We start from the raw sequence: 26,669 nt of genomic DNA on the forward strand, positions 1-26,669 counted from the left end.
TCAGGGCACGAGCACCGCCGCCCCCTGCAGGCGCCCGTCTCGCAGATCGCTCAGGGCCTCGTTGGCCTGCGCCAAAGCATAGGGCGTGGCGTGCATCTTCAACGGCAGCGTCGGCGCCAGAGCGAGAAATTCGCGCGCGTCTTCCCGGGTGAGATTGGCGACGGAGAGCAGCCGCCGCTCCTCCCAGAGCAGCGCGTAAGGAAAGCTCGGTATGTCGCTCATATGGATGCCGCCGCAAACGACCGCGCCGCCCTTCTTCACGGCCGCGAGCGCTTGCGGGACGAGCGCGCCGACCGGCGCGAAGATCAGCGCGGCGTCGAGCGGTTCCGGCGCGGGCGCGTCTGAGCCTTGCGCGCTCGCCGCGCCGAGCGACAAGGCGAAGGCCGCCGCGGCGGCGTCGCCCGGCCGCACGAAAGCGTGCACGCGCCTGCCCTGAAGGATCGCGACCTGCGCGATGATATGCGCCGCCGCCCCGAAGCCATAGACGCCGATCGCCTGCGCCGGCCCCGCCATTTTCAGCGTGCGCCAGCCGATGAGGCCGGCGCAGAGCAGCGGCGCCAGGGCCGCGGGCTCAACGCCCTCCGGCAGCGGGAAACTGAAGGACGCGTCGGCGACGGTATGCGTGGCGTAGCCGCCGTCGCGCGTATAGCCGGTAAAGAGGGGATCGTCGCAAAGGTTTTCGCGCGCGCTGGCGCAATAGGGGCAATGGCCGCAGGCGCGCCCCAGCCAGGGCACGCCGACGCGGCTTCCGAGCGCGAAGCCGGTAACGCCCGGCCCGACCGCCGCGACCCGCCCGACAATCTCGTGGCCCGGAATGATCGGGAGTTTTGGGTGCGTCAATTCGCCGTCGACGACGTGAAGATCCGTGCGGCAGACGCCGCAGGCCTCGACGCGCAGCAAAACTTCGCCGGGGCCCGCGGTCGGAAGCGGACGCTCTTCCCGCACGAGCGGCGTCCCCGGGCGTCGCAGGACCATGGCGGAGACTGTCTCAGTCATGTCGCGTTCTTCCCCTTCCGACCCTCCCGGCCGTGCTCTCCCGCTTCAGCGGGGAGGGCCAGGGAGGGGGCGTCGCCCGCCGCCTCCGGCGTGAGCCGCTTGCTCAAGAAGATGCGCCGCCCGCCGAGCGGAAAATCCGCGATCTCTCCCACCCGCGAAAAGCCCTGCCGCATATAGAAAGCCGCGACGCGCGGGTCGAAAGTATCGATATAGCAGCCGATGGCACCGCGGTCGCGGGCGGCGCGTTCCGCCGTCTCGATCAGTCGCGCCCCGAGCCCCTCGCCGCGACGGGACGGCGCGACCCACAGGCGCCTGATATAAAGCCAGCGCCAATGGGTGGCGCCATCGAGCCCGGCGACGAGCGCGCCGCCGCCATCGCGCAGGACGACAGAGAGCGGCGTCTCCTCGCGCGGACCATAGCGCGCGGCGATTTCCGCCCCCAGGCGGGCGGCGAGTTCGGCGCATTCGACCAATTCCACCTCGAGGCTTGGCTTTTCCATGGCTGCGTTTCTGCTAAACATCGCGCTTGTGAAACTGAGGCCCGTCCTTCTCTTATTCTGCGCATCGCTCGCGAGCGCCGCAATGGCGCGCGCCGAGGAGGATTGCCGGCCGGCGGTCGTCCCGCCCGTCGCCGGCGCGACAGGGGCGCGGGTGAATGGTTATACGCCGGTCTTCGAAAGCTGCGCCCGGGGTCATGAGATGCGCCTTGCGACGCGCCGCATGGCGGTCGATGGCGACGACCTGCTGCTGACGGTCGATCCGCAAAGCCTCGAGACGTCGCTCGAACACGCCGCCTGCTGGCGCTGCGCCGCGACGACCGACGCCGAACAGGCCGAAACGCGCTTCATGAAGGCCGTGCGCCCGCCCGCCGATCCCGACCGCCCGCCGGCGCTGGTCAACGCCGGGCTGATCCACGGCAAGGGCGAGGGGGCCTATGTCACGGGCGACCTCTGCCCGAGCCAAAAGCCGCTCGACCGGGCCTTCATCGAGGAGGTTGCTGCCCAAGGGCCGGGGACGCCCCTGACCCTCGCCGTCTCCGGCGGCTGGATCGCCCATCACGACGCGGATTTCGCCTGGCTTCAGGAAAAGCGCCGCTCGGGCGCGCTCGACATTGTCTGGGCCAACCACTCCTACACCCACCCTTACGTCCCCGGGCTCAAGAACGGACAGAACTATCTTCTGCGGCCCGGCGTCGACCTCGACGCCGAGATTTTCGAAACCGAGAAGCTGCTCATCGCCCATGGCGAAAGCCCTTCCGTCTTCTTCCGCTTCCCCGGCCTCGTTTCGGACCGGACCCTGCTGGAGAAGGTCTCGGAGCGCCATCTCGTTGCGCTCGGAGCCGACAGTTGGCTTGCGCTCGGGCCCCCGCCGCGGGCGGGCTCGATTGTGCTGGTGCACCCCAATGGCAATGAGCCGGGCGGCCTGCAGATTTTCTCGCGGCTCTTGAAAAGCGAGCGGATCCCTAAGCCCTTCCGGGCCATCACCGAGGCTCCCTAGCCGCCCACTTCTGCCTGGGGCTCGTCCGCGCGTCGAACAAAGACCCCGCCTGTCGAAACAGGCGGGGCAAGTTGGAGGAGGGAGTCCCCGCGCGGTTATGAGGAGTCCAGGCCGCGCGAAGCTCAAGGGCGCGCATGACGCGCGCGATGGGAAAGGCCGGCGCCGCGCTGACCGCTGGCGCCGGCCCCGGCAATGTGCGCGGGGTTCTTGCGCACCTTGCCGATCAGCGTCGGCGCAACTCTTCGATGACCTCAGAACCGAGCAGGGCCCGGATGCGGGCGAGGATTTGAAGCGTCACGCCGAAGACTGCGAGGGACATCCATCCGAAGAAGACGAAACCCCAATGCAGCGGACCGGCGAAGCCCTCGTCCATGGACCATGACGTATGGCCCCACTCATTGAAGCCCACGTTCGGAATCGTCATGAAGACGCCGACGACCAGGATGAGGAAGGCGAGCGAATAGCCTTTGGCGAAAAAAGGCAGGCGGGTCTTTGCATAGAAGAAGGCTCCCAGCCCGAGGGCGGCGAACAGCGGATAAGAGATATAGAAGGTGACGATGTTGCTCGGCGTGAAATCAGTGTCCCGCACCGCGGTCATCGGCGCGCGCCGGACGCGAGGCGCGACAAGTCCGCGTCGCCTCAGCGTTGGCTGGCGTCTGGATTTCCTGCGGTTCGGTCAGCGTCGCCTGGACGATGACCGCTGCGTCCCTGCGTCGAGGCGTGCAAGCCCCTACCGGCGACGACGTTCAGGCAGGACTGGACTGCGTGGGAAAAGGCGGCGCGCGTGGAGACTGTGGCGCGCCTTTGGGCTCCAAGCGAGGGGCGGGAGCCGCGTTCGACGCCGGCGACGCGAGCGCGGTCGAGAGCTCGGCAGGAGCAATCAGCGAGACTTGCGGATGTGGCGGCGGGGCGCCGACGGCCCCGCAATGCAGGACGCAGCAAAGCGTATGACGCCGATGGGGAGCCGCGGGCTCGCCTTTGCCGCCGGACGCTTCCGGCGTCGAGCAGATGACGCCCGCGTCACCCGCCAGCGCCGGCGCCCCCACGAATGCGACTTGCAGCAGCAGCAGGCCGGCGACAATCGCCGCCAACATGCGCGCAAATCCGCCACGTCCCGAAAATGGATCCACCGCCGCCGCCTTTGGTTCCAGAACGGAGGCTAGAGAGGGGCCGCCGCACGGTCAAGCGAGCCGCGGGACCGGCCTTCCGCGGCGAATCGTCTCACAGTGGGAATGTCGCTTGGAGCCGAGCGCCTTCGCCGGCTCCGGCCCGAGAAGGCTCTGCGGCCCGGAACGCCTTACATTGACAAGGGTTGCCCCTCCCCTTATCTGTCCGGCGGAAATGCCGCGCCGGCCTTGACGCCCGGACTCCCGGGCGCTGTCGCAAGTGGTTGATTTTCCAAAGAATTAGGACGCTCCGCCGCGGCCGCCCGGATTGGCGCAGGCTGATGGCGGCGCGCCATCTTAGAAAGGTTCGCGGGAATGCTCGGCGCCCTCGCCAAGAAGATTTTCGGCACGGCAAACGACCGCCGCCTCAAGACCTATGCGCCGAACGTCAAGGCGATCAATGCGCTCGAGCCTCAACTCGAGGCCCTGACCGACGACGAGCTGCGCGCGCGCACCGTCGCATTCCGCGAGCAGCTCGCCGCCGGAAAGACCCTCGACGAACTCCTCGTCCCGGCCTTCGCGACCGTCCGCGAGGCCGCCAAGCGCACGCTCGGCCAGCGCCATTTCGACGTGCAGCTCATCGGCGGCATGGTGCTGCACGAGGGAGCCATCGCAGAGATGCGCACCGGCGAAGGCAAGACCCTCGTCGCCACGCTCGCCGTCTATCTCAACGCGCTCGCCGGCAAGGGCGTCCACGTCGTTACCGTCAACGACTATCTGGCCAAGCGCGACAGCGAATGGATGGGTCAGATCTACCGCTTCCTCGGCATGAGCGTCGGCTGCGTGGTGCACGATCTCTCCGACGAAGGCCGCGCCGCCGCTTACGCGAGCGACATCACCTACGGCACCAACAATGAATTCGGTTTCGACTATCTGCGCGACAACATGAAATATGAGTTCGCGCAAATGGTTCAGCGCGGGCACAACTTCGCGATCGTCGACGAGGTGGACTCGATCCTGATCGACGAGGCCCGCACGCCGCTCATCATTTCGGGCGCGATCGACGACAAGTCCGACCTCTACAATACGATCGACAAGCTCATCCCCAAGCTCTCGAAAGAGGATTACGAGCTCGACGAGAAGCAGCGCACGATTCACCTCACCGACGCCGGCAACGAGCATATGGAGGAGCTGCTCGTCGAGGTCGGCGCGCTGACCGAGGGCGCGCTCTACGAGGCCCATAACGTCACGCTCGTCCACCACGTCAACCAGGCGCTGCGCGCCCATAAGCTCTTCCAGAAGGACAAGGATTATATCGTCCGCAAGGGCGAGGTGGTCATCATCGACGAATTCACCGGCCGCATGATGCCGGGCCGGCGCTATTCGGAAGGGCTGCATCAGGCGCTGGAGGCCAAGGAGCGCGTCCAGGTTCAGCCCGAAAACGTCACCCTCGCGTCGATCACCTTCCAGAATTATTTCCGCCTCTACGACAAGCTCGCCGGCATGACCGGCACCGCCGCGACCGAGGCGAATGAATTCGCCGAGATCTACAAGCTCGACGTCGTCGAAATCCCGACGAACCGCCCGGTTCAGCGCCGCGACGACGACGACGAGGTTTACCGCACGGCGAAGGAAAAGCTGCACGCCATCCTCGAAGAGGTCAAGGACGCAAGCTCCAGGATGCAGCCGCTGCTCGTCGGCACCACCTCGATCGAGAAATCCGAGCAGCTCGCCGAATTCCTGGTCTCGCAGGGCTACAAGATGATCGACTTCGCCGATCCCAAGGGATTGTCGGAGCTTTACGCGGCGGCGCGCTCGGGCGAGCCCTCGAAGATGTTCGCCGTGCTCAACGCGCGCTTCCACGAGCAGGAAGCCTATATCGTCGCGGAAGCGGGCGTGCCGGGCGCGGTCACCATCGCCACCAACATGGCCGGCCGCGGCACCGACATTCAGCTCGGCGGCAACGTCGAGATGCGCGTGGCGCAGGAATGCGCCGGGCTCGAGGGCGCCGCGCGCGAGGCCAAGGAAGCGGAAATCCGCGAGGAAATCGCCAGGTTCAAGGAGAAGGCCCTCGCTTCGGGCGGCCTCTACATCATCGGCACCGAGCGCCATGAGAGCCGCCGCATCGACAATCAGCTGCGCGGCCGCTCCGGCCGCCAGGGCGACCCCGGGCGCTCCAAGTTCTTCCTGTCGCTGCAGGACGATCTGATGCGTATCTTTGGCTCCGAGCGCATGGACTCCATGCTCGTGAAGCTCGGGCTGCAGGAGAACGAAGCGATCGTCCATCCCTGGATCAACAAGGCGATCGAAAAGGCGCAGCACAAGGTCGAGGCGCGCAACTTCGACATCCGCAAGAACATCCTCAAGTTCGACAACGTCATGAACGACCAGCGCAAGGTGATCTTCGAGCGCCGGCGCGAGATCATGGCCGAGGAGAGCGTCGAGGAGCAGGTCGCCGACATGCGCGCCGAGGTGGTCGAGAATCTCGTCTCCCGCCACATTCCGCACGACGCCTACGCCGAGTCCTGGGACGTCGCGGGCCTTGCCGAGGACGTCAGCGCGAAGCTCGCTCTCGACGCCCCCGTCGCCGACTGGGCGAAGGAAGAGGGCATCGCCGACGAGGAGCTCAAGGAGCGACTGCTCGAAGCCGCCGACACGGCCTACGCCGAACGCGTGGAGCGCAACACGGCGCCGCTGATGCGCATGATCGAAAAGCAGGTGGTGCTGCAGTCGCTCGACACGCTGTGGCGCGAGCATCTCGTGGCGCTCGACCATCTGCGTCAGGTCATCGGCTGGCGCGGCATGGCGCAGCGCGACCCGCTGAACGAATATAAATCCGAGGCGCTGGACCTGTTCCGCGGCCTGATGAGCCATTGGGACGAGCAGGTCACGGCGCAGCTCATGCGCGTCGAAGTGAGCTTCGAGGCGCCGCCGTCGGCGCCCCCGGAGCTCCCGCCGATGGAAATGTCGCATCCCAGCCCGGTGGCGCTGTCGGCCGGCTTCAGCGCCGAACAGACGGCGCTCGAGGACTTGAACGCGCGTCTCGCCAGCGTGGACTTTTCGTCCCAGGCGCTCGCGCCGGCGCCCGTGCGCGATCCCGCCGACCCCACGAGTTGGGGCAAGGTGGGCCGCAACGAGCCCTGCCCCTGCGGCTCGGGCAAGAAATACAAGCACTGCCACGGCCAGCTCGTTTAGCGAGAGCGAAGCCTCCGGGCGAGGCGAGCGGCTCCGCGCGATCGTCTGCGCATGCGCTTGCCCGCTCCCCGCCACTCGAACCGCCGTGCGTCAGCGCACAGCCCGAAGCGATACGGTCTGCTAGGCTCCCAACAACCGGGCGCCCTATACTTGACGCCCGGCGTCGGCGTGGCGAAGCCACCGAGACTCGAGGGCGTGCGGATGGACGATCATGTCGTTGCGGAGGACATGGACACCATTGTCGATCGCATCATGCGGTCGCATTGGGCGGTCTTCCACCTCCATTTCGTCGACTTCATGGCTGCGCATTTGTCCGATTGCTGCGCGGTCTTCGACGGGGACCTGCATGAGATGCTCGTCTTCACCATCGTCGCGCAGCGTTACTTGCGCGATCGCGTGGCCGAAGGCGACAGCCAGACCTCAACCGGGGCGGAGCGGCGATCGCTGTCCGCGAGCCGGATCGCCGCCCAGACCGGCATGCCGCGCGAAACGGTGCGGCGCAAGCTCGCCGCCCTGCAGGCGCGGGGCTGGGTCGAGAGGACCGACCGGGCCGAATGGCGCATGGCCGTCTCCAACGGGCGCGCGGCCGTAGCGCTCACTCTCGCGGATTTCACCAGACGCGAAATGCGCCGGGTGATCAAGCTCGGGCGCGCCCTCAAGCCGCTCGTTTAGCCGCTCGGCTTCTTCCCCTGTTTCTCGTGGAAATGGCGTCCATTTGGTAATAAGAAGCGCGCGGCGAGCGTTCCGCTGGGCCTCGCGACCGCCGCCGGCGTGGCCATAGAAACCGGCGTCTCGACAGGAGCTTCGCGTGTCAATCGATTTTTCCAAAGTCGTCGTCGCACAGGGCGGCGGACCCACCGCCGTCATCAATCAGTCGCTCGTCGGCGCCGTGCTCGAATCGCGCAAGTTCCGCGAGGTCGAGCGCGTCTATGGCGCCTTTCACGGCGTGCGCGGGATCGTCAACGAGGATTTCGTCGATCTCACCCAGGAGACCACCCATAATCTGGAGCTCGTCGCCTGCACGCCTTCGTCCGCGCTCGGCTCCACGCGCGACAAGCCCGACCTGAAGTATTGCCAGGAAATCTTCAAGGTGCTGCGCGCGCATGGCGTCGGCTGCTTCTTCTACATCGGCGGCAACGACTCCTCGGACACGGTCCGCATCGTCTCGGAGGAAGCCAGAAACGCCGGCTATCCGCTGCGCGCCATCCACATCCCCAAGACCATCGACAATGATCTGATGGTCAATGACCACACGCCGGGCTTCCCTTCGGCTGCGCGCTGGGTGGCGCAGGCCTTTGCCGGGGCCAATCTCGACAATTGGGCGCTGCCGGGCGTCTATATCGCCGTCGTCATGGGCCGCCACGCCGGCTTCCTCACCGCCGCCTCGGCGCTCGGCAAGAAGTTTCCCGACGATGGTCCCCATCTCATCTATTTGCCGGAGCGCGCCTTCTCCGTGGAGAAGTTCCTCGCCGACGTGAAGGCGACCATGGAGAGATACGGCCGCTGCGTAGTGGCCGTCTCGGAAGGGATCAGCGACGAGAACCATGTGCCGATCGCCGAAAAACTCGCCCAACAGGTCGAGCGCGACGCGCATGGCAACGTCCACCTCGGCGGCGGCGCGCTGGCCGATGAACTGACCCAGCTCGTCAAGGACAAGCTCGGCTTCAAGCGCGTGCGGGCCGACACCTTCGGCTATGTTCAGCGCAGCTTTGTCGGCTGCGTCTCCGACGTGGACCAGCGCGAGGCGCGCGAGGTCGGCGAGAAGGCCGTCCAATACGCCCTGTGGGGAGATTGCGACGGCTCGGTCACGATCCATCGCACGGGCTTTTATTCAGTCGACTATCAGCTGACCCCTCTTGAACAAATCGCCGCAAAAACAAAAGTGATGCCGGACGAATTCATCACCCCTTGCGGCACCGATGTCACGGACGCTTTCAGGATGTATTTGCGGCCATTGCTCGGCAGCGGCATGCCGGACGCCTTCCGGCTGCGGCTCAACCGGGTCCGAAAAATTCTGACCTGAGGATCTGGCGTCGCGACGGCGCCGAACGGGCGCCGATCTTGCACTCGGCCTGAAATTGCGGAAAGGTTGCAAATTCGGGCAGGCCTAAAATAGACTAGGCGCTTGCGCGGGGGAGCGAGCGGCCCGCGCGGGTTTTGGGCGCGCCCGGCGGGGGCGCCTTGTCAGGACCGGCAGGGGTGGAAGGCCATCGAGGGGCGGCTTCCACCTTTTGTTAGGCCCAAGCCGGTATCACATGTTTGGATCGATTCGCCCGGCGGGTTGATTCATCAGGAGAAAATCATGAGCAAAGTCGGCGGCGGCGATTCCAAGAATACGCTTTACTGCTCGTTTTGCGGCAAGAGCCAGCACGAAGTTCGCAAGCTGATCGCCGGCCCCACGGTCTTCATCTGCGACGAATGCGTCGAACTGTGCATGGACATCATCCGCGAGGAGAACAAATCCTCGCTGGTCAAGCAGCGCGACGGCATCCCGACCCCGCGCGAGATCTGCAAGGTTCTCGACGATTACGTTATCGGCCAGGCGCAGGCGAAGCGCGTCCTCTCGGTCGCGGTCCATAACCATTACAAGCGCTTGAACCACGCCACAAAGCACGGCGACGTCGAGCTGGCGAAATCCAACATTCTGCTGATCGGCCCGACCGGCGTCGGCAAGACCATGCTGGCGCAGACGCTTGCCCGCATTCTGGACGTGCCCTTCACCATGGCCGACGCGACGACCCTCACCGAGGCCGGCTACGTCGGCGAGGACGTCGAGAACATCATCCTGAAGCTGCTGCAGGCGTCGGATTACAATGTCGAACGCGCCCAGCGCGGCATTGTCTACGTCGATGAAATCGACAAAATCTCGCGCAAAAGCGACAATCCTTCCATCACCCGCGACGTGTCGGGAGAGGGCGTCCAGCAGGCGCTGCTCAAGATCATGGAAGGCACCGTCGCATCGGTGCCGCCGCAGGGCGGACGCAAACATCCGCAGCAGGAGTTCCTGCAGGTCGACACGACGAACATCCTCTTCATCTGCGGCGGCGCCTTCGCCGGGCTAGAGAAAATCATCTCGGCGCGCGGCCGCTCGACCTCGATCGGCTTCGGCGCCACCGTCCAGGCGCCGGACGAGCGCCGCACCGGCGATATTTTCCGTCAGGTTCAGCCCGAGGATTTGCTGAAGTTCGGCCTGATCCCTGAATTCGTCGGCCGCCTGCCCGTGATCGCGACGCTCGAGGATCTCGACGAGGAAGCGCTCAAGAAAATCCTCACCGAGCCCAAGAACGCTCTCGTCAAGCAGTATCAGCGCCTCTTCGAGATGGAGAACGTGGAGCTGACCTTCCAGGACGACGCGCTCTCCGCCGTCGCCCGCAAGGCCATCGAGCGCCACACCGGCGCGCGCGGCCTGCGCTCCATCATGGAGGGCATCCTGCTCGACACCATGTTCGACCTGCCGGGCCTCGAGGGCGTCGAGCAGGTGGTGATCGGCCCGGAAGTCGTTGAAGGGAAAGCGCGTCCCCTGTATATCTACGCGGAGCGCAACGAAAAAAGCGGCGCCAGCGCCTGACCTGCGCGCGCCGCCGCCTGGCTGGGCGGCCCGCCCGCCGGGGCCGGCTCGCCAGGGCCATCCTTGAATCAGTTGTTCGTGTATCCCATTTCCTGCGTTAACGGGGCCGTTTGGGCTTGAACGCCGCTGCCTCAGTGATGGCGCGTGGACGAAAGAGCGAGCGTCCAGGCGGCCAGGGTCTGACTAGAGATCGCCGGTCGAAGATTGCGGCCTAAGTCTTGCTAGTTCTGGACGCATACTGATCGCTCGCATTTTCGCGTTGCCGCCAAGCGGGATGCGCAAAGGAAAGCAGGACACGAAGATGAGTAACGAAAAGCGCGACGCCATTACGCCGGGAGCCGTCGAGAGCTACCCCGTCCTTCCTCTGCGCGACATCGTCGTGTTTCCCCATATGATCGTGCCGCTCTTCGTGGCGCGCGAGAAGTCGATCCGCGCGCTCGAGGAAGTGACGAAGAGCGATCGTCTGATCCTTCTCGCCACGCAGAAGAACGCCGGCGACGACGATCCGGCGACGGACGCCATCTATCCGATCGGCACGCTCGCCTCCGTTCTGCAGCTGCTCAAGTTGCCAGACGGCACGGTGAAGGTGCTCGTCGAGGGCGTCGCCCGCGCCGCCGTGCGCAATTACTCGCGCGCCGAAGATTTCTATGAGGCGGACGCAGAGGCGCTCGCCGACGACGCGGGCTCGCCAGTCGAGGTCGAGGCGCTCGGCCGCTCGGTCGTTTCGGAATTCGAAAGCTACGTTAAGCTCAACAAGCGCGTCTCCTCGGAGATTGTCGGCGCGGTGACGCAGATCGACGACGCGTCGAAGCTCGCCGACACGGTCGCTTCCCATCTCTCCGTCAAGATCCCCGACAAGCAGGACGTGCTGGAGACGCTCAACGTCGCCAGACGGCTCGAGAAATGCTTGTCGCTGATGGAAAGCGAAATCTCGGTCCTGCAGGTCGAGAAGCGCATCCGCACGCGCGTCAAGCGCCAGATGGAGAAGACTCAGCGCGAGTATTATCTCAACGAGCAGATGAAGGCGATCCAGAAGGAACTCGGCGACGAGGACGGAAAGGACGATCTCGCCGAGCTCGAGGAGCGCATCAAGAACACCAAGCTTTCGAAGGAAGCCCGCGATAAGGCGGTCGCCGAATTCAAGAAGCTGCGCCAGATGTCGCCGATGTCGGCGGAAGCCACCGTCGTGCGCAATTACCTCGACTGGATCCTGTCGATCCCGTGGGGCAAGCGCTCGCGGGTGAAACGCGACCTCCAGCAGGCTCAGGACGTGCTCGACGCCGAGCATTTCGGCCTGGAGAAGGTCAAGGAGCGCATTCTCGAATATCTCGCCGTGCAGAGCCGCGCCAATAAGCTCACCGGCCCGATCCTCTGCCTCGTCGGTCCGCCCGGCGTTGGCAAGACCTCGCTCGGCAAGTCGATCGCCAAGGCGACGGGACGCGAATTCGTCCGCATGTCGCTCGGCGGCGTGCGCGACGAGGCCGAGATTCGCGGCCACCGCCGCACGTACATCGGCTCGATGCCCGGCAAGATCATCCAGTCGATGCGCAAGGCGAAGTCTTCGAACCCGCTCTTCCTGCTCGACGAGATCGACAAGATGGGCATGGACTTCCGCGGCGACCCCTCCTCCGCTTTGCTGGAGGTGCTGGATCCCGAGCAGAACCAGACCTTCAACGACCATTACCTAGAGGTCGACTATGACCTGTCGAATGTGATGTTCGTGACGACGGCCAATACGCTCAATATTCCGGCGCCGCTGATGGACCGCATGGAGATCATCCGCATCGCCGGCTATACCGAGGCCGAGAAGCTGGAGATCGCCCGCAAGCATCTGATGCCCAGCGCCGTCCACAAGCACGGGCTCGCGCCCGAGGAATGGATGGTGACCGATGACGGGCTCCTGGAGCTCATCCGCCGCTACACTCGCGAGGCCGGCGTGCGCAATCTCGAGCGCGAGGTTTCCAATCTCGCCCGCAAGGCGGTCAAGGAAATCCTGCTCAAGAAGACCGAGAAGATCGTCGTCACGGCCGAGAACATCGCCGATTATCTCGGCGTGCCGAAGTTCCGCTTCGGGCAGGCCGAGCTCGAGGATCAGGTGGGCGTCGTCACCGGGCTCGCCTGGACTGAGGTGGGCGGCGAGCTGCTGACGATCGAAGGCGTGATGATGCCCGGCAAGGGCAAGATGACGGTCACGGGCAATCTGCGCGACGTGATGAAGGAGTCGATCTCGGCGGCGGCGTCCTATGTGCGCTCGCGCGCGGTGGACTTTGGAGTCGAGCCGCCGCTCTTCGACCGCCGCGACATCCACGTGCACGTGCCGGAGGGCGCGACGCCGAAGGATGGGCCCTCGGCCGGCGTGGCGATGGCGACCGCCATCGTCTCGATCATCACGGGCATCCCGGTGCGCAAGGACATCGCCATGACCGGCGAGATTACGCTGCGCGGCCGGGTGCTGCCGATCGGCGGCCTGAAGGAGAAGCTGCTGGCGGCGCTGCGCGGCGGCATCAAGAAGGTGCTGATCCCAGAGGAGAACGCCAAAGACCTCGCCGAAATTCCGGACGCCGTGAAGAACGGGCTGGAAATCGTGCCGGTGGCTCGCATGGAGGAAGTGCTCCAGCACGCCCTCATCTCCCAGCCGACCCCCATCGTCTGGGAGGAGGACACCGCGGCGCTCTCCAAGCGGACCGCCGCCTTGGCGGAGGACGACGCCGGCGTTCGCGCCCACTGAGCCAGGCGGCCTGAGAATAGCGAGCCCCGTCCCCCCGGACGGGGCTTTTTTTGTGTCCCTGTCGCGGCAACTTTGTCAGAAACGCCATATTTTCGCGACTTTTTCGCAGTGCACGCGGCGATTCCCGCGGTTTTCCGGGGTTTTTTGAAGGGCCGACCGGCGAATCCCTTGCTTTTCCTAGAATTCGGCACCAACACTCGCCGTCGTTGCGCGCCGACGATTCGAGACCGCCGCTTGTAAGCGTTTGATCGCCGGCCCCGCAGCGCGTCAATAAAAGGAATAGGCCATGAACAAATTGGAACTGGTCGAGCACGTCGCGGCGGAGACGGAGACGTCCAAGGCGGCGGCGGCGGCGGCGGTCGACGCTGTGCTCGAGGGCATCACCAATGCGCTCAAGAGCGGCGATGAAGTGCGCCTTGTCGGCTTTGGCACTTTTTCGGTCAAGGAGCGCGCCGCCGGCAAAGGCCGCAACCCGGCGACCGGCGACGAGATCGACATTCCCGCCTCGAAGAGCGCCCGCTTCAAGCCCGGCGCCGCGCTCAAGACCGAGCTGAACAAGACCAAATAAAATCTTGCCGTGAGTTTACGGGCACGGCCGCCGGGTGAAATCCGGCGGCCGTTCCGGTTTGAAGCGCTCGGCGCTTGCCACGGCTGCGCGCCATCTTTAAAACCCAGCCGCCGCCTCGAGGCGCGCAATCCGCGGCCGCGAGGGCGCGCGACGACAGGCAAGGCGACGCCGAGCCCGTCTTTGATTGCGTTGTTTCGAAGCTGGCGCGGGCGGTTAGCTCAGCTGGTAGAGCATCTCGTTTACACCGAGAATGTCGGGAGTTCGAACCTCTCACCGCCCACCAGTTTTCGCGGGCGCCATGCGAAAGTCCTTTGCCGCGCGCTGATGAGGAATTAGGCTTGACGTCCATCCGGAGAGACGAGGCGCCCGCGACCATGACGAGACTGAAGACCCTGACTCTATGCGTTTTCAGCCTTCTGGCTCAGGCATGGCTGTTCTCGGGCCCGGCGCGGGCCGAGGAGATGAGTTTTCGGGTCGTCGGCGTCAATGGAGAGAATTGCGGCGCGCGCTGCCCGCAAATGATCGCCGCGCAGGGCGAGATCGCGGAAGGGACGCCGGACGCCTTCGTCAGTTTCGTCCGCGAGAATGTCGGCTCCGGCAATCTGCACGGCATTTTGCTGCTCGACTCGCCGGGCGGCAAAGTGGTCGCCTCGATGGAGTTCGGACAGGCGTTGCGCCGGCTGGGCATGGCGGTCGTGGTGGCGCGCCCGGCCGCGCAGGCGGGCGATGCAATGGCGCTGGTCTCGGGACGCTGCTATTCGGCGTGCGTCTATGCGCTGATGGGCGGCAAGCGGCGGGTGATTCCGCCGGAAAGCCGCGTTGGCATTCACCGCATGTTCAATTATTCGACGAGCTTCGATTTTTCGGAAGGGCTCGTGAGGGAGCGCAATTATGACGACGGCGGGATGCGCGACATGCTCGCGCGCTACGCCAGCAACATGGGCGTCTCCCCGGAACTGGTCAATCTCGCCGAACGCACCTCGCCGGATCAGCTTTACATGCTGAGCGGCAAGGACATTGCGCGCTGGCGGCTCGGATCGCGCAAACTCTAAACAAGGCGCGCGGCGCAATAAGCAGAGAAAAGAAGCAGGGCTGGACATGAAACATATTCTCGAGGGGCTCGAACAGCGCCGCGCTTCGGCGCGCCTCGGCGGCGGCCACAAGCGCATCGACGCGCAGCATGCGCGCGGCAAGCTCACCGCGCGCGAACGCATCGAGCTTCTGCTCGATCAGGGCTCCTTCGAAGAATTCGACATGTTCGTGACGCATCGCTGCACGGACTTCGGCATGGACCAGGGCGAGAAGACTTCGGGCGACGGCGTCGTCACTGGCTGGGGCACCGTCAACGGCCGCGCGGTCTTCGTCTTCGCCAAGGACTTCACCGTGTTCGGCGGCTCGCTCTCCGAGACCCATGCGCAGAAGATCATCAAGCTGCAGGATATGGCGCTCAAAAACCGCGCGCCGGTCATCGGCATTTTCGACGCCGGCGGCGCGCGCATTCAGGAGGGCGTGGCGGCGCTCGGCGGTTACGGCGAAGTGTTCGTGCGCAATGTCATGGCCTCCGGAGTCATTCCACAGATCTCCGTCATCATGGGCCCCTGCGCCGGCGGCGACGTCTATTCCCCGTCGATGACCGACTTCATCTTCATGGTGCGCGACACGAGCTATATGTTCGTGACCGGTCCCGATGTGGTGAAGACCGTCACCAATGAAACCGTTACGGCGGAAGAACTCGGCGGCGCCTCGGTGCACACGACCAAGAGCTCCATCGCCGACCGCGCCTATGACAATGACGTCGAGGCGCTGCTGCAGATGCGCCGGCTCATCGACTTTCTGCCCTCGTCCAATACCGAAGAGCCGCCGGAGTGGCCGAGCTTCGACGACGTCGACCGGCTCGACATGTCGCTCGACACGCTCATTCCCGACAATCCCAACAAGCCCTACGACATCAAGGAGCTCATCTCGAAGGTTGTCGACGAGGGCGATTTCTTCGAGATTCAGGAGGCGCACGCCAAGAACATCGTCGTCGGCTTCGGCCGCGTCGAGGGGCGCACGGTCGGCTTCGTCGCGAATCAGCCGATGGTGCTCGCGGGCGTGCTCGACATCGACGCCTCCAAGAAGGCGGCGCGATTCGTGCGCTTCTGCGACTGCTTCAATATTCCGATCGTGACGTTCGTCGACGTTCCCGGCTTCCTGCCGGGCACCGCGCAGGAATATGGCGGCCTCATCAAGCATGGCGCCAAACTTTTGTTCGCCTATGCCGAAGCCACGGTTCCGAAAGTGACGGTCATCACGCGCAAGGCCTTTGGCGGCGCCTATGACGTGATGTCGTCGAAGCATCTGCGCGGCGACGTCAATTACGCCTGGCCGACGGCCCAGATCGCCGTGATGGGCGCCAAGGGCGCGGTCGAAATCATTTTCCGCGCCGATCTCGGCGATCCGGGGAAGATTGCGCAGCGCACCAAGGAATATGAGGATCGCTTTCTCTCGCCTTTCGTCGCGGCCGAGCGCGGTTATATCGACGAGGTGATCATGCCGCATTCGACACGTCGGCGAATCGCCCGCGCGCTGGCGCTGCTCCGTCACAAGGAGCTGGAGAACCCCTGGAAGAAGCACGACAACATCCCGCTGTAACGAAGCGTGGCAGAAGAGCTTCGATAGGGCGCGGCGAAGAGCCGCGCCCTTTGTTTTGTGCCCTTTCGAGACGGCTCTCGACGGGCTGCCCAATCCTGGGGCGCCCTTTTCGAAAATTCGCCAGACTGCTCGTTTTTCGGGTGACAGCCCTTTGGATTTGGCATAATGTCCCCCTCGCCAAGTTGGTTGGGTAAGCCTAAGCGTTTAAAGCGTTTAGCTTTCTATTCCCAGCAACGGTCCAAGTCGGGGAGGACGCCGGAGAAAACGCAGCTTGCGACTGGTTCGAGAGACGAGCCGATGCAAGCGGTTATCGGAGCGCAAAAGACTTCGAGACCGAGCGTGGATTCCGGTTAAAGGACAGGGTGCCAAAGAGTGGGGTGCGGCCCGGCCGTCCCCGCTCTTTGTGTTTGAGGGGGCATTATAGAACTTCTCTCTCAACCGATAGGCGCAAGGCTCTGTCCCGGCTCCGGCCGCTGCTTGACGCAGGTTTCGCCCATTCCTACGTTCCCTTTCGAATTCGACCTTTGTCCCGCAATTGGCCCGCCACCCCCGGCCGCAACGAAAGACCTCTCATGTCCACGCAGAAAATCACCGACGCCACTTTCGAGCAGGAAGTCCTGAAGTCCGCCGAGCCCGTCGTCGTCGACTTCTGGGCCGAGTGGTGCGGCCCCTGCCGGATGATCGCCCCCGCGCTGGAGGAGATCGCGGCGGAGATGAAGGGCAAGGTCAAGGTCGTCAAGCTCAACATCGACGAGAACCCGGCGGTCGCCAGCAAGCTCGGCATCCGCTCGATTCCGACGCTGATTCTATTCAAGGACGGCAAGGCCGCCGCGCAAAAGGTCGGCGCCGCGCCGAAAGGCGAGCTGAGCCGATGGATCTCCGCCGCCGTCTGACATGTTTCTTGCGAGCGGCGCCTTGAGACAGGCCCCTCGAAGCGGATGGCGATAGCTTGCTCGATTTGACGGCGGAAGATCTCGTCGCCATCGCCCTTAGCGTGAAGGTCGCGACCGTCGCCGTCGCGGCCTCTCTTCCCGTCGCCGTCTTGGTTGGCTATGCGTTGGCCCGCTGGCGTTTTCCTGGCCGGGCGGCGCTTAACGCCGCGGTTCACCTGCCGCTCGTCTTGCCGCCGGTCGTCACCGGCTTCGCTTTGCTGCTGCTGTTTGGACGGCGAGGCCCCATCGGCGCGTTTCTCGCCGACCATTTCGGGCTCGTCTTCGCCTTCCGCTGGACGGGCGCTGCGCTTGCCGCCGCCGTGATGAGCTTTCCGCTCATGGTGCGGCCGGTGCGGCTGGCCTTCGAGGCCGTCGACCCGCGGCTGTCGTCGGCGGCCCGCTCGCTCGGCGCCAACCGCCTGTGGAGCTTCGCGCTCGTCGACTTCCCTCTCGCCGCCAATGGCGTGCTCGTCGGCGCCATTCTCGGCTTCGCCAAGGCGCTCGGCGAATTCGGCGCGACGATCACCTTCGTCTCCAGCATTCCCGGCGAAACGCGCACCATCCCCGCCGCGATCTATGCGCTGCTGCAGGCGCCCGACGGCGACGCCTCGGCGCTGCGGCTCGCCGCCATCTCCGCGGCGATCGCCGTCGCGGCGCTGCTCGCGTCGGAAGCGCTTCAGTCCCGGCTCGGCGCCTCGAAATGATCGCGCTCGACGTTCGCCTGCGCCGGCAAGAGTTCGAACTCGCCTGCGCCTTTGAAAGCCGCGCGCGCGTGCTCGCGCTGCATGGCCCGTCGGGGGCCGGCAAATCGACGCTCGCCCATCTCCTCGCGGGAATCGCCCGGCCGGACTCCGGGCGAATCGTCGTCGACGGCGTCACGCTCGTCGACACGGCGCATCGGGTCTTTCTGGCGCCCGAGAAGCGGCGCGTCGGCGTCGTGTTTCAGGACGCCCTGCTGTTTCCGCATCTGAGCGTCCGGTCGAATATTCTTTTCGGGCGCTTCTTCACGCCGCGCGCCGAGCGCACCGCGCCCTTCGACGCGATCGTCGAGACGCTCGGCGTCAGCCATCTCCTCGACCGTCGCCCCGCGACGCTCTCCGGCGGCGAGCGTCAGCGCATCGGGCTCGCGCGCGCGCTACTGGCCTCTCCGCGGCTCTTGTTGATGGACGAGCCCATGGCCGCCCTCGATCATGCGCGGCGGCAGGAAATCATGGGATTGATCGAACGGCTGCGTGACGCGTTCCACACGCCGATCGTGCTCGTCTCCCATTCCGCGGAGGAGATCGCCCGACTCGCCGACGAGGCCGTCGTCATGGATCGCGGCCGTGTCGTTGCGCAGGGTCCGCCGCTCGACGTTCTGCCGGGCGCGAGCCGGCTCATCGCGGGCGGGCGTTTCGGGCTCGTCAATACGCTGTCGGCGCGCGTCGCTTCTGTCGATCCGGCCTATGGCGTCACCCGCCTCGCCCATCCCGCCGGAGAGATTCTCGTCACCGCGCGTCTTCCAGACATCCGGGAGGCGCGCGTCGCGATCCGCGCGACGGATGTCGCGCTGGCGAAATCTCCGCCGGCCGACACCAGTGTGCGCACGATTTTGCGTGGGCGGATCGCCCGGATCGAGGCCGGCGACGGCGCCCTCGCCTTCGTCACACTGGAGTTGAGCGGCGGCGACAGGCTCGTCGCGGCCGTCACGCGGCTCGCGCTCGACGAATTGAAGCTCACGAGCGGCGCCGAGGCCTTCGCCCTCGTCAAGGCCGTGGCGCTCGACGAACGCGCGCTATAGTCCTTGCGGCGTCGGAATCAGAACGAGCGCCCCCACGCCGGCGCCGAGCGCCAGGATGGAAGCGAAGAGGAGCCGCAACCCCATCGCCGTCCCGCCCATGGCCCAGGCCATCGCCACCTTTGACAGGGTATTGCTCAGCACCGCGAGCAGAACGGTGAACGCCGCCGCCGTCCAGCCGACCTCCTGCTCGCCGTGCCGGGCCATCGACAGCGAAATGGCGTCGACGTCGGCGACGCCGGACACCAGCGCCAGGGCATAGGCCCCGGAGCTGCCGGCGAAGGTCGTGAGAATCTTGGAAAGGACCATCACTGCGGCGAGCAGCGCGCCGAATTTCAGCACAGCCGGCAAATCCAGCGGATTGGCGCCGGCCACGGGATTGCCTTCGCGCTCGCCGGACGCCGCGCCGCGCCACATCAGAAAGCCGCCCGCCAGCAGATACACGACGCCGACGCCGATCAGCGGCGCCGCGAGACGCAGGCCGAAGGCCGGATTGACGACGCTTAGAATGGCGAGGACGCGCGGCCCCATGATCGCATTGGCGAAGAGGGCGCCGGCGGCCAGCACGCCCACGTCTTTGGGATTCTCGGCCGCCAGTCGCGCCATGGCCGCCGTGGTCGCCGTCGAGGAGGCGAGTCCGCCCGCCATGCCCGCAACGGCGATCCCGCGCCGGTAGCCGACGATCTTCACAGCCACATAGCCACTAAAGGAGACGGCGGCGATCAGCACCGTCATCAGCCACAATTCGTGAGGATTGACCGCGCCCCAGCGGTCGATGGCGCGGTTCGGCAGGACGGGCAGCAGGATGAAGCTCATAACCAGCAGCACGAGCCCGGAGCGCAACTCCTCCCAGGTGAGTTTTTGCACCCATTCGTGCAGCAGCCCCTTCGCCGCCAGCAGGATCGTCGTCGCCACGGCGCCCGCCGCCGCCGCCACCTCATTTCCGACGACCGCCAAGGCCCCGAGCGCATATGCGAGCATCATGGCGACGACGGAGGTCGCGCCGAACGTCTTGTCGTGCTCCGTCTCGCGATAGCGGAAGACGGCCATGGCGGCGCCGAAGAGCAGGAAGGAGAGACCCAGCGCGACGACGCCGGCGTCATGCCAGAATTCCAGCGCCACCGCGCCCCAGACGCCGCCGAGCAGTGCGGCGAGGCCATGGGTGCGGACGCCAGCGGTGCGCTCGCCCTCCTGCTCGGCGCGCGCGTCCCATCCGCGCTCGAGGCCGATGAGCAGCCCGATGGCCAGCGCATAGGCAAGCCGCTGGATCAATGCGGCGGCGCCCAATTCATACATGTCCAAATGCCTTCATAAGCGCCTTCATGCCCAAGCGCCTTTCTGTGGGAGATGCGAAAACTCGCGCTGGAAGTCGCGGCGCCTTAGAGACATTCGCTAGCGCCAAATCGTTATCGATCCCGCCATCTGCAATCGAAAGGTTGAAAAATGTCGCGCCTGCGTCCCTCCCGCCGATCCGCCGTCGCGCCCTTCATGGCGATGGAGACGTTGCGCGACGCGCGGCGCCTGGAGCGCGCGGGCCGGCGCATCATCCATATGGAGCTTGGCGAACCCGGCGCCCCGGTTCCCCGGCTCGCGCGCGCCGCCGCCGAGGCGGCCCTCGCCTCCGGACGGCTCGGCTATGGCGAGGCGATGGGCGAGGCGGCGCTTCGGGCGCGCATCGCGCGCCATTACCAGACGCGCTACGGCGTCGAGGTCCCGCCCGACCGGGTGATCGTGACGACCGGCTCTTCTGGCGCCTTCATGCTGACACTGCTCGCCGCCTTCGATCCCGGCGCGCGCATCGCCGTCACGGCGCCGGGTTATCCGGCTTACGCCAATCTTCTCTCCTCGCTCGGCCTAGAAGCCGCGCCGCTGCCGGTCGACGCAGCGACCCGTTTCGCGCCCACGGCCGCCATACTGGAGGCGGCGCATCGCGAAAAGCCGCTCGACGGCGCGCTGCTGATGAGCCCGGCCAACCCCACGGGCGCCATGATCGACGCCGGGGAGCTCGCCCGTATCTGCGCCTTCTGCGAGGCGGCGGGGATCGTCTTCATTTCAGATGAAATTTACCACGGGCTCGAATATGCGGTCCCCGCCGAGACGGCGCTGCGCTTTTCAAAAAGCGCCATTGTCGTCAATTCCTTCTCCAAATATTACGCAATGACCGGCTGGCGGCTCGGATGGCTCGTCGCGCCCGAAGAACTCATGCGGCCGCTCGAGCGCTTGCAGCAATCGCTCGCCATCTGCGCCCCGACGATTTCGCAACATGCGGCGCTCGCCGTTTTCGACGCTACTGACGAACTGGAGGAGAACCGCGCGGCCTATGCGCGCAATCGGGCCTTGCTCATGGCGCGGCTGCCGCAGATGGGCCTCGACCGCTTCGCGCCGCCGGACGGCGCCTTTTACATCTACGCCGATGTGTCCGCCTTCACCGGCGACTCGATGGCGTTTTGCAGACGGATGCTGACGGAGGCGGGGGTCGCGGCGACCCCCGGCCTCGATTTCGATCCACAGCGCGGCGCGACAAAGGCGCGCTTCTCCTATGCCGGTTCGGAAGCGGAGGTCGCCGAAGGCGTCGCGCGGCTCGCAGCCTGGCTGCCGCAGGCGCGTCTTTAGCCCGTCCCTGCCCCTCCCCCGCTTCGCGGGAGAGGGAATCTCGAGGTTTCGCGTGTTTCCAGTGAACGTCCGGCCTATTCGTTGAACGGCCCGCGGACGCGCTGCCACCATCCGCCCTTCTTTGGGGTCTTCGGATCGGCCGCGGTGATGACGACCTGGGTCGGCTCGCGCGGGGTCGTCGGCTGTTCGGCCGGCGTTTCTGGCGCAGCGGCCGCCGGCGCGGCGTCGGGAGCGGGGCCCGCCTCCGGGACGACGGCTTCGGCGGCAGGCGGGATTTCCGCCTCCGCCGCGGCGGGCGTCGCCGCCGTTGTGACCGTCGCCGGCGCTTCGGCGGCCGGGGCCTCGGGAGCCGCGGCCTCGAGCGCAGGCGTCACGATTTGCGGCGCGGGGGCGAAGTCGGGCATATGCGCCTCCCGCGGCGAGACGAAAGCTTCCGCCTCGCCCCCGTCGAGCGGGAAGAGCGCGGAGGGATCGCGGAACTCGTCCGGCAGAGGCGCCGACCGGCGCCAGCGGCCCGGACCGCGCCCCCGCCCGACGCGGGGTTCGCGGGGTTCGCGGGGCTCGCGCGGGGCCGGCGCGCCCTCGATCTCGGCCATCAGCGCGAGGCCCTCGTCGGACGGCTGCTCGGCGCCGGGCGCGAAAACCTCGCCACTGCCGTTGGCGCCGCCGCGGCCGCGACGACGACGGCGACGGCGCCCGCGCGGCGCGCCCTCCTCGCCCTCTTCGCCCGCGAAGCGGCGGTCGCGACGCCCTTCGGCGCGCTCCTCCTCGGCTCCGTCGGCGGCGGCCTCTTCCTCCGCCAGCGCCTCCTCTTCGAGGATCTCTTCCTCGAGCGGTTCGGCGCGCAGCGAATCGACGCGCAGCGGCGCGGGCGCGGTCGGGACGCGCGGCCCGCTCGCAAGTTCGCCGCGCTCCAACGCGTGGTAATTGGCGCCCGTCAGAGTATCGTCGGCGGCCACGGTGATATGCACGCCGAAGCGGCTCTCCAGCGAATGCAGATGCGCGCGCTTCTGGTTGAGGATGTAGAGCGCGACCGCGCCGCGGGTGCGCAGCGTCACGTCATGCGCCGCGCTCTTGATCAGCGCCTCCTCCAGCACGCGCAGCACATGCAATGCGATCGAGGCGGTGGAGCGGACATGTCCCGCGCCCGCGCAATGCGGACAGGGAACCGTCGACCCCTCGACGACCCCCGCGCGGATGCGCTGGCGCGACATTTCGAGAAGGCCGAAATGTGAGATGCGGCCGACCTGAATGCGGGCGCGGTCGTTTTTCAGCGCGTCCTTGAGCCGGCGCTCGACGGCGCGATTGTTGCGGCTCTCCTCCATGTCGATGAAATCGACCACGATCAGGCCGGCGAGGTCGCGCAGGCGCAGCTGGCGGGCGACTTCGTCCGCCGCCTCGAGATTGGTGCGCAGCGCCGTGTCCTCGATATTGTGCTCACGCGTCGACCGGCCCGAGTTCACGTCGATCGCGACGAGCGCCTCGGTCTGGTTGATCACCAGATAGCCGCCGGATTTCAGCGTGACGTGATTGGAGAACATGGCGTCGAGTTGCGCCTCGACCCCCGCCTCGGCGAAGATCGGGTAGGGCTCGCGGTGCTGCTTCACGTTCTTGGCATGGCTCGGCATGAGCATGCGCATGAAGTCCTTGGCCTCGCGATAGGCCTCGTCGCCCGAGACCACGATCTCCTCGACGTCGCGGCCATAAAGGTCGCGGATGGCGCGCTTGATTAGCGAGCCTTCCTCATAGACGAGCGTCGGCGCGCTGGAGCGCAGCGTCAGTTCGCGCACGCTTTCCCACAGCCGCAGGAGATATTCGAAGTCGCGCTTGACCTCAGCCTTTGTGCGCGTGGCGCCCGCGGTGCGCAGGATGACGCCCATCCCCTCCGGCACTTCGAGGTCGTGAACGATTTCCTTGAGGCGCTTGCGATCTGCGCCGTCGGTGATCTTGCGGGAGATGCCGCCGCCGCGCGCGGTGTTGGGCATCAGCACCGAATAGCGGCCGGCGAGCGACAGATAGGTCGTCAGCGCCGCGCCTTTATTGCCGCGCTCTTCCTTCACGACCTGAACGAGCAGCACCTGACGGCGCTTGATGACTTCCTGGATCTTGTACTGGCGGCGGGGACGCACGACCCTGAACGGGGCCTCGTCCATGGCGTCGCCGCCGATGTGCTCGACGTGTTCTTCCTCGTCGTGCTCCTCGTCGTCGTGGTCCTCGTCAGCCGGCGCCCGCGGCGCGCGGGCCTCGAGCCCCTCGCCCGCGCTGGCCAATTCTTCGCCCTCGTCGGCCGCCTCTTCAGCTTCGTCGCGGGCGCGCTCGCGCTCCTCGTCGCGCTCGTCCTGGCGACGCGCCTTCAATTCGTGGTCCGGCTCCGGGATCGCCTCGGCGAATTCCTCGGCGGCGCCCTCCTCGACGGAGCCGAAGCCCGCCGGATCGACGGAAATGGTGTGATGTCCTTCGTCGGGCTCAATGATCCCGACGGCTTCAACGGCCTCGACCGCCTCGGCCTCGACCTCGACGTCGGTCGGGGCCTCGGCCTCTTCCGGGCGCGGCTCGTCCTCGGCGGCGGCGACGACGGATTCGGCGGCCGTCTCCTCGCTGGCCGGCTGCTCGTCTCCGGCCGCCTCGATCAGCGCTTCGACGTCGACGGCCTCGCTGACCAGCGTCTCATCGGCGCCGGCGCGCTTCTCGGCGGCCTCGGGTTGACGGCGGCGGGAGCGGCGACGGCCGTGCGGACGATGCGGCTGCTCCTCTTCCTCGTCCTGGCGATGGGCGCGGCTCTCTTCTTCCAGCAGCGCCTGACGGTCGGCGACGGGGATCTGATAATAGTCCGGGTGGATTTCCGCGAAGGCCAGAAAGCCGTGGCGGTTGCCGCCGTAATCGACGAAGGCGGCCTGCAGCGAGGGCTCGACCCGCGTCACCTTCGCCAGGTAAATATTGCCGCGCAGCGGTTTCTTGTCGGCGGCCTCGAAGTCGAATTCCTGAACGCGGTTACCGCGCAGCACCACCACCCGGGTTTCCTCCGGGTGGGAGGCGTCGATCAGCATCTTGTTTGCCATGTGGGACTCTTTGGGGCGCTGCGCGCGCGGCGGCCGGCGGAGGGCGCCGCGGTCCAGTCAGGGACGCGGCGGCCGCTTTTCGGCGAGGCCCGAGGGCGCGAACGCTTGTTGTGCGAGAAAAGGGGAAAGGCCTTCGGCCTGTAGCGCTCTGGCCGGCGCGAGGACCGGCGTTGAGATAGGCTTGGCTTGACGCCGCACGCGGGCGCAGGCCCGACGTTTCGACGCAGAGCCGGACAAGATGACGATCTCGAGCCGGAACATCGCCCGCGGCGCAGGCGCCGGGGAACGGACCGGGACGCGCGCGGCGTGAGCAGAGACGCATCGCGCGGTCGAACCGGGCGAGGCGAACCTCCGCTGCTGCGCTTATCATGGTCCTGGCCATGAGATCGTCAAAAAACCTTTCGCGACCGCCTGAAGGCGGCGCGCATCCGTCGCATTGGGCCTGAAGGCCGCTGGCGACGTTTCAGAAACGTCAGCCCATCCCGAAAAGCCGCTGGCCGGACTTGCAAGGCGCGCCGGTAATGGCGCACGCCAGCGGACTCCCAGGGAGCGCCGCTCCTTCATAGCGGGCGCCCGCGAAACGCGCAAGCGCCGCCGATGGGCCGCTCGGCAAGGCCGGCGCAAGGTTGTGGAAGTTAACGAAGCCTTAACGGACAGGCTCGAAGAATCGCCTATATTGAGAGCGAGCCTCGATCTCTTGCAGGATCCCTGACCATGACGCACCCGCCTCCCCGCTCGAGAAAGGCCGGCCAGCGCTTTCTCTGCGCGGCGGCGGGAGCTGCTGCGTTCTCCGGCGTCGGCCTCGCCGCGGCGGCTGAGCCGGCGCAGCCCGTCACGGCCTATTCGAGCCGCGTCGAGACGGCCCACGACCATTCCCGTCTCGTCTTCGACATGACCGGCGCGGTCGAGGCGCAGGCGCGCCCCGTGGCCAATCCGCCGCGCGTCATCGTCGATCTGCCCGAAGTGGCGTTTCGCATCGACCCCAGGGAGGGCCGCTCGGCCGCTGGTTCGAAGCTCATCAAATCCTATCGATACGGGCAGTTCGCGCCTGGACGCGCCCGCGTCGTGGTCGACCTCCTCGCCCCCGCGCGGGTCGTGAAGGCGGGCGCCGAGGGGGGCCGCCTCGTCATCGACCTCGCCCCGACGACGGAGGCAAGCTTCAACGCGTCTGTCGCCGAGAGCGCCGTCGCCGCCAAGGCCGAGCCGGCCGCGGTCGCGGAAGCCGCGCCGACGCCCTCCGACCAGCCTGTGGTGATGATCGACCCCGGCCACGGCGGGGTGGACATGGGCGCGACCGGCAAGCACGGCGAGCAGGAGAAGGCGATCGTCCTCGAATTCGCCCGCGCCCTCAAGGCCAAGATCGAGCAGGGCGGGCGGATCAAGGCCGTGATGACCCGCGAGGAGGACGTCTTCCTCCCGCTCAACGAGCGGGTGCGCATCGCGCATCGCCACAACGCCGCGCTTTTCCTCTCGGTCCACGCCGACACGCTGGCGGAAGGCCATGTCGAGGGCGCGACGGTCTATACGGTCTCCGCCAAGGCGTCGGACGCGGAGGCGGCGCGAATCGCCGAGAAGGAAAATCTGGCGGATCAGGCGGCGGGCGTCGACAGCGCGCAGGCGAGCGAACAGGTCGGCGACATTCTGGTCGACCTCGCTCAGCGGGAGACGCGCGCCTTCAGCGCGCAATTTGCGCAGGCGCTCATCGCCCGCTGGAAGGAGGCCGGCAGCCTCAACAAAAATCCGGCGCGCTCCGCCGGCTTCGTCGTGCTGAAATCCTACGATATTCCATCAGCCTTGCTGGAGCTCGGCTATCTGTCGAGCGAGAAGGATCTCGCCCGGCTGACCTCGCCCGAGTGGCGCGACCAGGCGGCCGGCAAGACGGCCGAGGCGATTGAGGCCTTTTTCGCCGCCCGCTCCCGCGAGGCGCGCGCGCCCGAGAAGCCGCGCCCACAATAAAACACAAAATCGGGTCAATTGGGCATTCGGCCGGATCGGA

At 66.5% G+C, this 26,669-nt stretch carries 19 protein-coding genes, 1 tRNA gene and 1 pseudogene; 15 read left to right on the forward strand and 6 right to left on the reverse strand.

Going from position 1 to position 26,669, the window contains the following annotated elements; translation table 11 throughout:
• Together ACETII_RS05825 and ACETII_RS05830 are read right to left on the reverse strand one after the other, a co-directional pair.
• On the reverse strand, nucleotides 1-996 hold the full coding sequence (locus ACETII_RS05825) for a zinc-dependent alcohol dehydrogenase family protein (RefSeq protein ID WP_472787446.1): 996 nt from the start codon (nucleotides 994-996) through the stop codon (nucleotides 1-3).
• Complete coding sequence (locus ACETII_RS05830) at nucleotides 993-1,496, reverse strand: GNAT family N-acetyltransferase (RefSeq protein ID WP_472787447.1); 504 nt, start codon at nucleotides 1,494-1,496, stop codon at nucleotides 993-995. The genes ACETII_RS05825 and ACETII_RS05830 overlap by 4 nt, the downstream gene beginning before the upstream one ends.
• A gap of 82 nt (nucleotides 1,497-1,578) precedes the next feature.
• Between ACETII_RS05830 and ACETII_RS05835 the strand changes: the two genes are divergently transcribed.
• On the forward strand, nucleotides 1,579-2,493 hold the full coding sequence (locus ACETII_RS05835) for a polysaccharide deacetylase family protein (RefSeq protein WP_472787448.1): 915 nt from the start codon (nucleotides 1,579-1,581) through the stop codon (nucleotides 2,491-2,493).
• 223 nt (nucleotides 2,494-2,716) lie between these two features.
• On the opposite strand, the pseudogene ACETII_RS05840 reads toward ACETII_RS05835, so the two are convergent.
• A pseudogene (locus ACETII_RS05840) lies at nucleotides 2,717-3,091 on the reverse strand (methane monooxygenase/ammonia monooxygenase subunit C); the annotation flags it as partial.
• A gap of 148 nt (nucleotides 3,092-3,239) precedes the next feature.
• Nucleotides 3,240-3,623, reverse strand: a complete 384-nt coding sequence (locus ACETII_RS05845) for a hypothetical protein (RefSeq protein ID WP_472787449.1) — start codon at nucleotides 3,621-3,623, stop codon at nucleotides 3,240-3,242.
• Nucleotides 3,624-3,974: 351 nt separating this feature from the next.
• Here ACETII_RS05845 and secA point away from each other — a divergent pair, with 351 nt between their 5' ends.
• From secA to modC, 12 genes are all read left to right on the forward strand, one after another.
• A complete protein-coding gene (gene secA / locus ACETII_RS05850; protein WP_472787450.1) occupies nucleotides 3,975-6,794 on the forward strand; it encodes a preprotein translocase subunit SecA in 2,820 nt (939 codons plus the stop codon).
• A 201-nt stretch (nucleotides 6,795-6,995) separates the two neighbouring features.
• Nucleotides 6,996-7,466, forward strand: a complete 471-nt coding sequence (locus tag ACETII_RS05855) for a helix-turn-helix domain-containing protein (protein WP_472787451.1) — start codon at nucleotides 6,996-6,998, stop codon at nucleotides 7,464-7,466.
• Nucleotides 7,467-7,602: 136 nt separating this feature from the next.
• Nucleotides 7,603-8,817, forward strand: coding sequence for a 6-phosphofructokinase (locus ACETII_RS05860; protein WP_405044847.1), 1,215 nt, complete (start codon nucleotides 7,603-7,605; stop codon nucleotides 8,815-8,817).
• Nucleotides 8,818-9,096: 279 nt separating this feature from the next.
• Nucleotides 9,097-10,362: an ATP-dependent Clp protease ATP-binding subunit ClpX gene (clpX, locus tag ACETII_RS05865; protein ID WP_363349945.1), complete on the forward strand. Its 1,266-nt coding sequence runs from the start codon at nucleotides 9,097-9,099 to the stop codon at nucleotides 10,360-10,362.
• A gap of 301 nt (nucleotides 10,363-10,663) precedes the next feature.
• Nucleotides 10,664-13,090, forward strand: a complete 2,427-nt coding sequence (gene lon / locus ACETII_RS05870; protein WP_363349946.1) for an endopeptidase La — start codon at nucleotides 10,664-10,666, stop codon at nucleotides 13,088-13,090.
• Nucleotides 13,091-13,376: 286 nt separating this feature from the next.
• Nucleotides 13,377-13,658, forward strand: coding sequence for an HU family DNA-binding protein (locus ACETII_RS05875; RefSeq protein WP_363349947.1), 282 nt, complete (start codon nucleotides 13,377-13,379; stop codon nucleotides 13,656-13,658).
• Between the two features lie 207 nt (nucleotides 13,659-13,865).
• A tRNA-Val gene (locus ACETII_RS05880) sits at nucleotides 13,866-13,941 on the forward strand.
• A 91-nt stretch (nucleotides 13,942-14,032) separates the two neighbouring features.
• On the forward strand, nucleotides 14,033-14,710 hold the full coding sequence (locus ACETII_RS05885; RefSeq protein ID WP_363349948.1) for a COG3904 family protein: 678 nt from the start codon (nucleotides 14,033-14,035) through the stop codon (nucleotides 14,708-14,710).
• Nucleotides 14,711-14,756: 46 nt separating this feature from the next.
• Complete coding sequence (locus ACETII_RS05890) at nucleotides 14,757-16,292, forward strand: acyl-CoA carboxylase subunit beta (protein WP_472787452.1); 1,536 nt, start codon at nucleotides 14,757-14,759, stop codon at nucleotides 16,290-16,292.
• 572 nt (nucleotides 16,293-16,864) lie between these two features.
• Nucleotides 16,865-17,185 (forward strand): thioredoxin, encoded by a 321-nt coding sequence (trxA, locus tag ACETII_RS05895; protein WP_363349950.1) that lies wholly within the window; start codon nucleotides 16,865-16,867, stop codon nucleotides 17,183-17,185.
• 56 nt (nucleotides 17,186-17,241) lie between these two features.
• Nucleotides 17,242-17,928, forward strand: coding sequence for a molybdate ABC transporter permease subunit (gene modB / locus ACETII_RS05900; protein WP_363349951.1), 687 nt, complete (start codon nucleotides 17,242-17,244; stop codon nucleotides 17,926-17,928).
• Complete coding sequence (gene modC / locus ACETII_RS05905; protein ID WP_472787453.1) at nucleotides 17,925-19,004, forward strand: molybdenum ABC transporter ATP-binding protein; 1,080 nt, start codon at nucleotides 17,925-17,927, stop codon at nucleotides 19,002-19,004. The genes modB and modC overlap by 4 nt, the downstream gene beginning before the upstream one ends.
• Here modC and ACETII_RS05910 read toward each other — a convergent pair.
• Nucleotides 18,999-20,297, reverse strand: a complete 1,299-nt coding sequence (locus ACETII_RS05910) for an MgtC/SapB family protein (RefSeq protein ID WP_363349953.1) — start codon at nucleotides 20,295-20,297, stop codon at nucleotides 18,999-19,001. The genes modC and ACETII_RS05910 overlap by 6 nt on opposite strands.
• A 147-nt stretch (nucleotides 20,298-20,444) precedes the next feature.
• Here ACETII_RS05910 and ACETII_RS05915 point away from each other — a divergent pair, with 147 nt between their 5' ends.
• On the forward strand, nucleotides 20,445-21,614 hold the full coding sequence (locus tag ACETII_RS05915) for a pyridoxal phosphate-dependent aminotransferase (protein ID WP_472787454.1): 1,170 nt from the start codon (nucleotides 20,445-20,447) through the stop codon (nucleotides 21,612-21,614).
• Nucleotides 21,615-21,688: 74 nt separating this feature from the next.
• Here the strand turns inward: ACETII_RS05915 and ACETII_RS05920 are convergent, their stop codons facing one another.
• Nucleotides 21,689-24,673, reverse strand: a complete 2,985-nt coding sequence (locus ACETII_RS05920) for an Rne/Rng family ribonuclease (RefSeq protein WP_472787455.1) — start codon at nucleotides 24,671-24,673, stop codon at nucleotides 21,689-21,691.
• Between the two features lie 714 nt (nucleotides 24,674-25,387).
• Here ACETII_RS05920 and ACETII_RS05925 point away from each other — a divergent pair.
• A complete protein-coding gene (locus ACETII_RS05925) occupies nucleotides 25,388-26,629 on the forward strand; it encodes an N-acetylmuramoyl-L-alanine amidase (protein WP_472787456.1) in 1,242 nt (413 codons plus the stop codon).
• The last annotated feature ends 40 nt before the right edge of the window (nucleotides 26,630-26,669 follow it).

The sequence above is a fragment of the Methylocystis sp. NC52PC genome, from assembly GCF_055698645.1.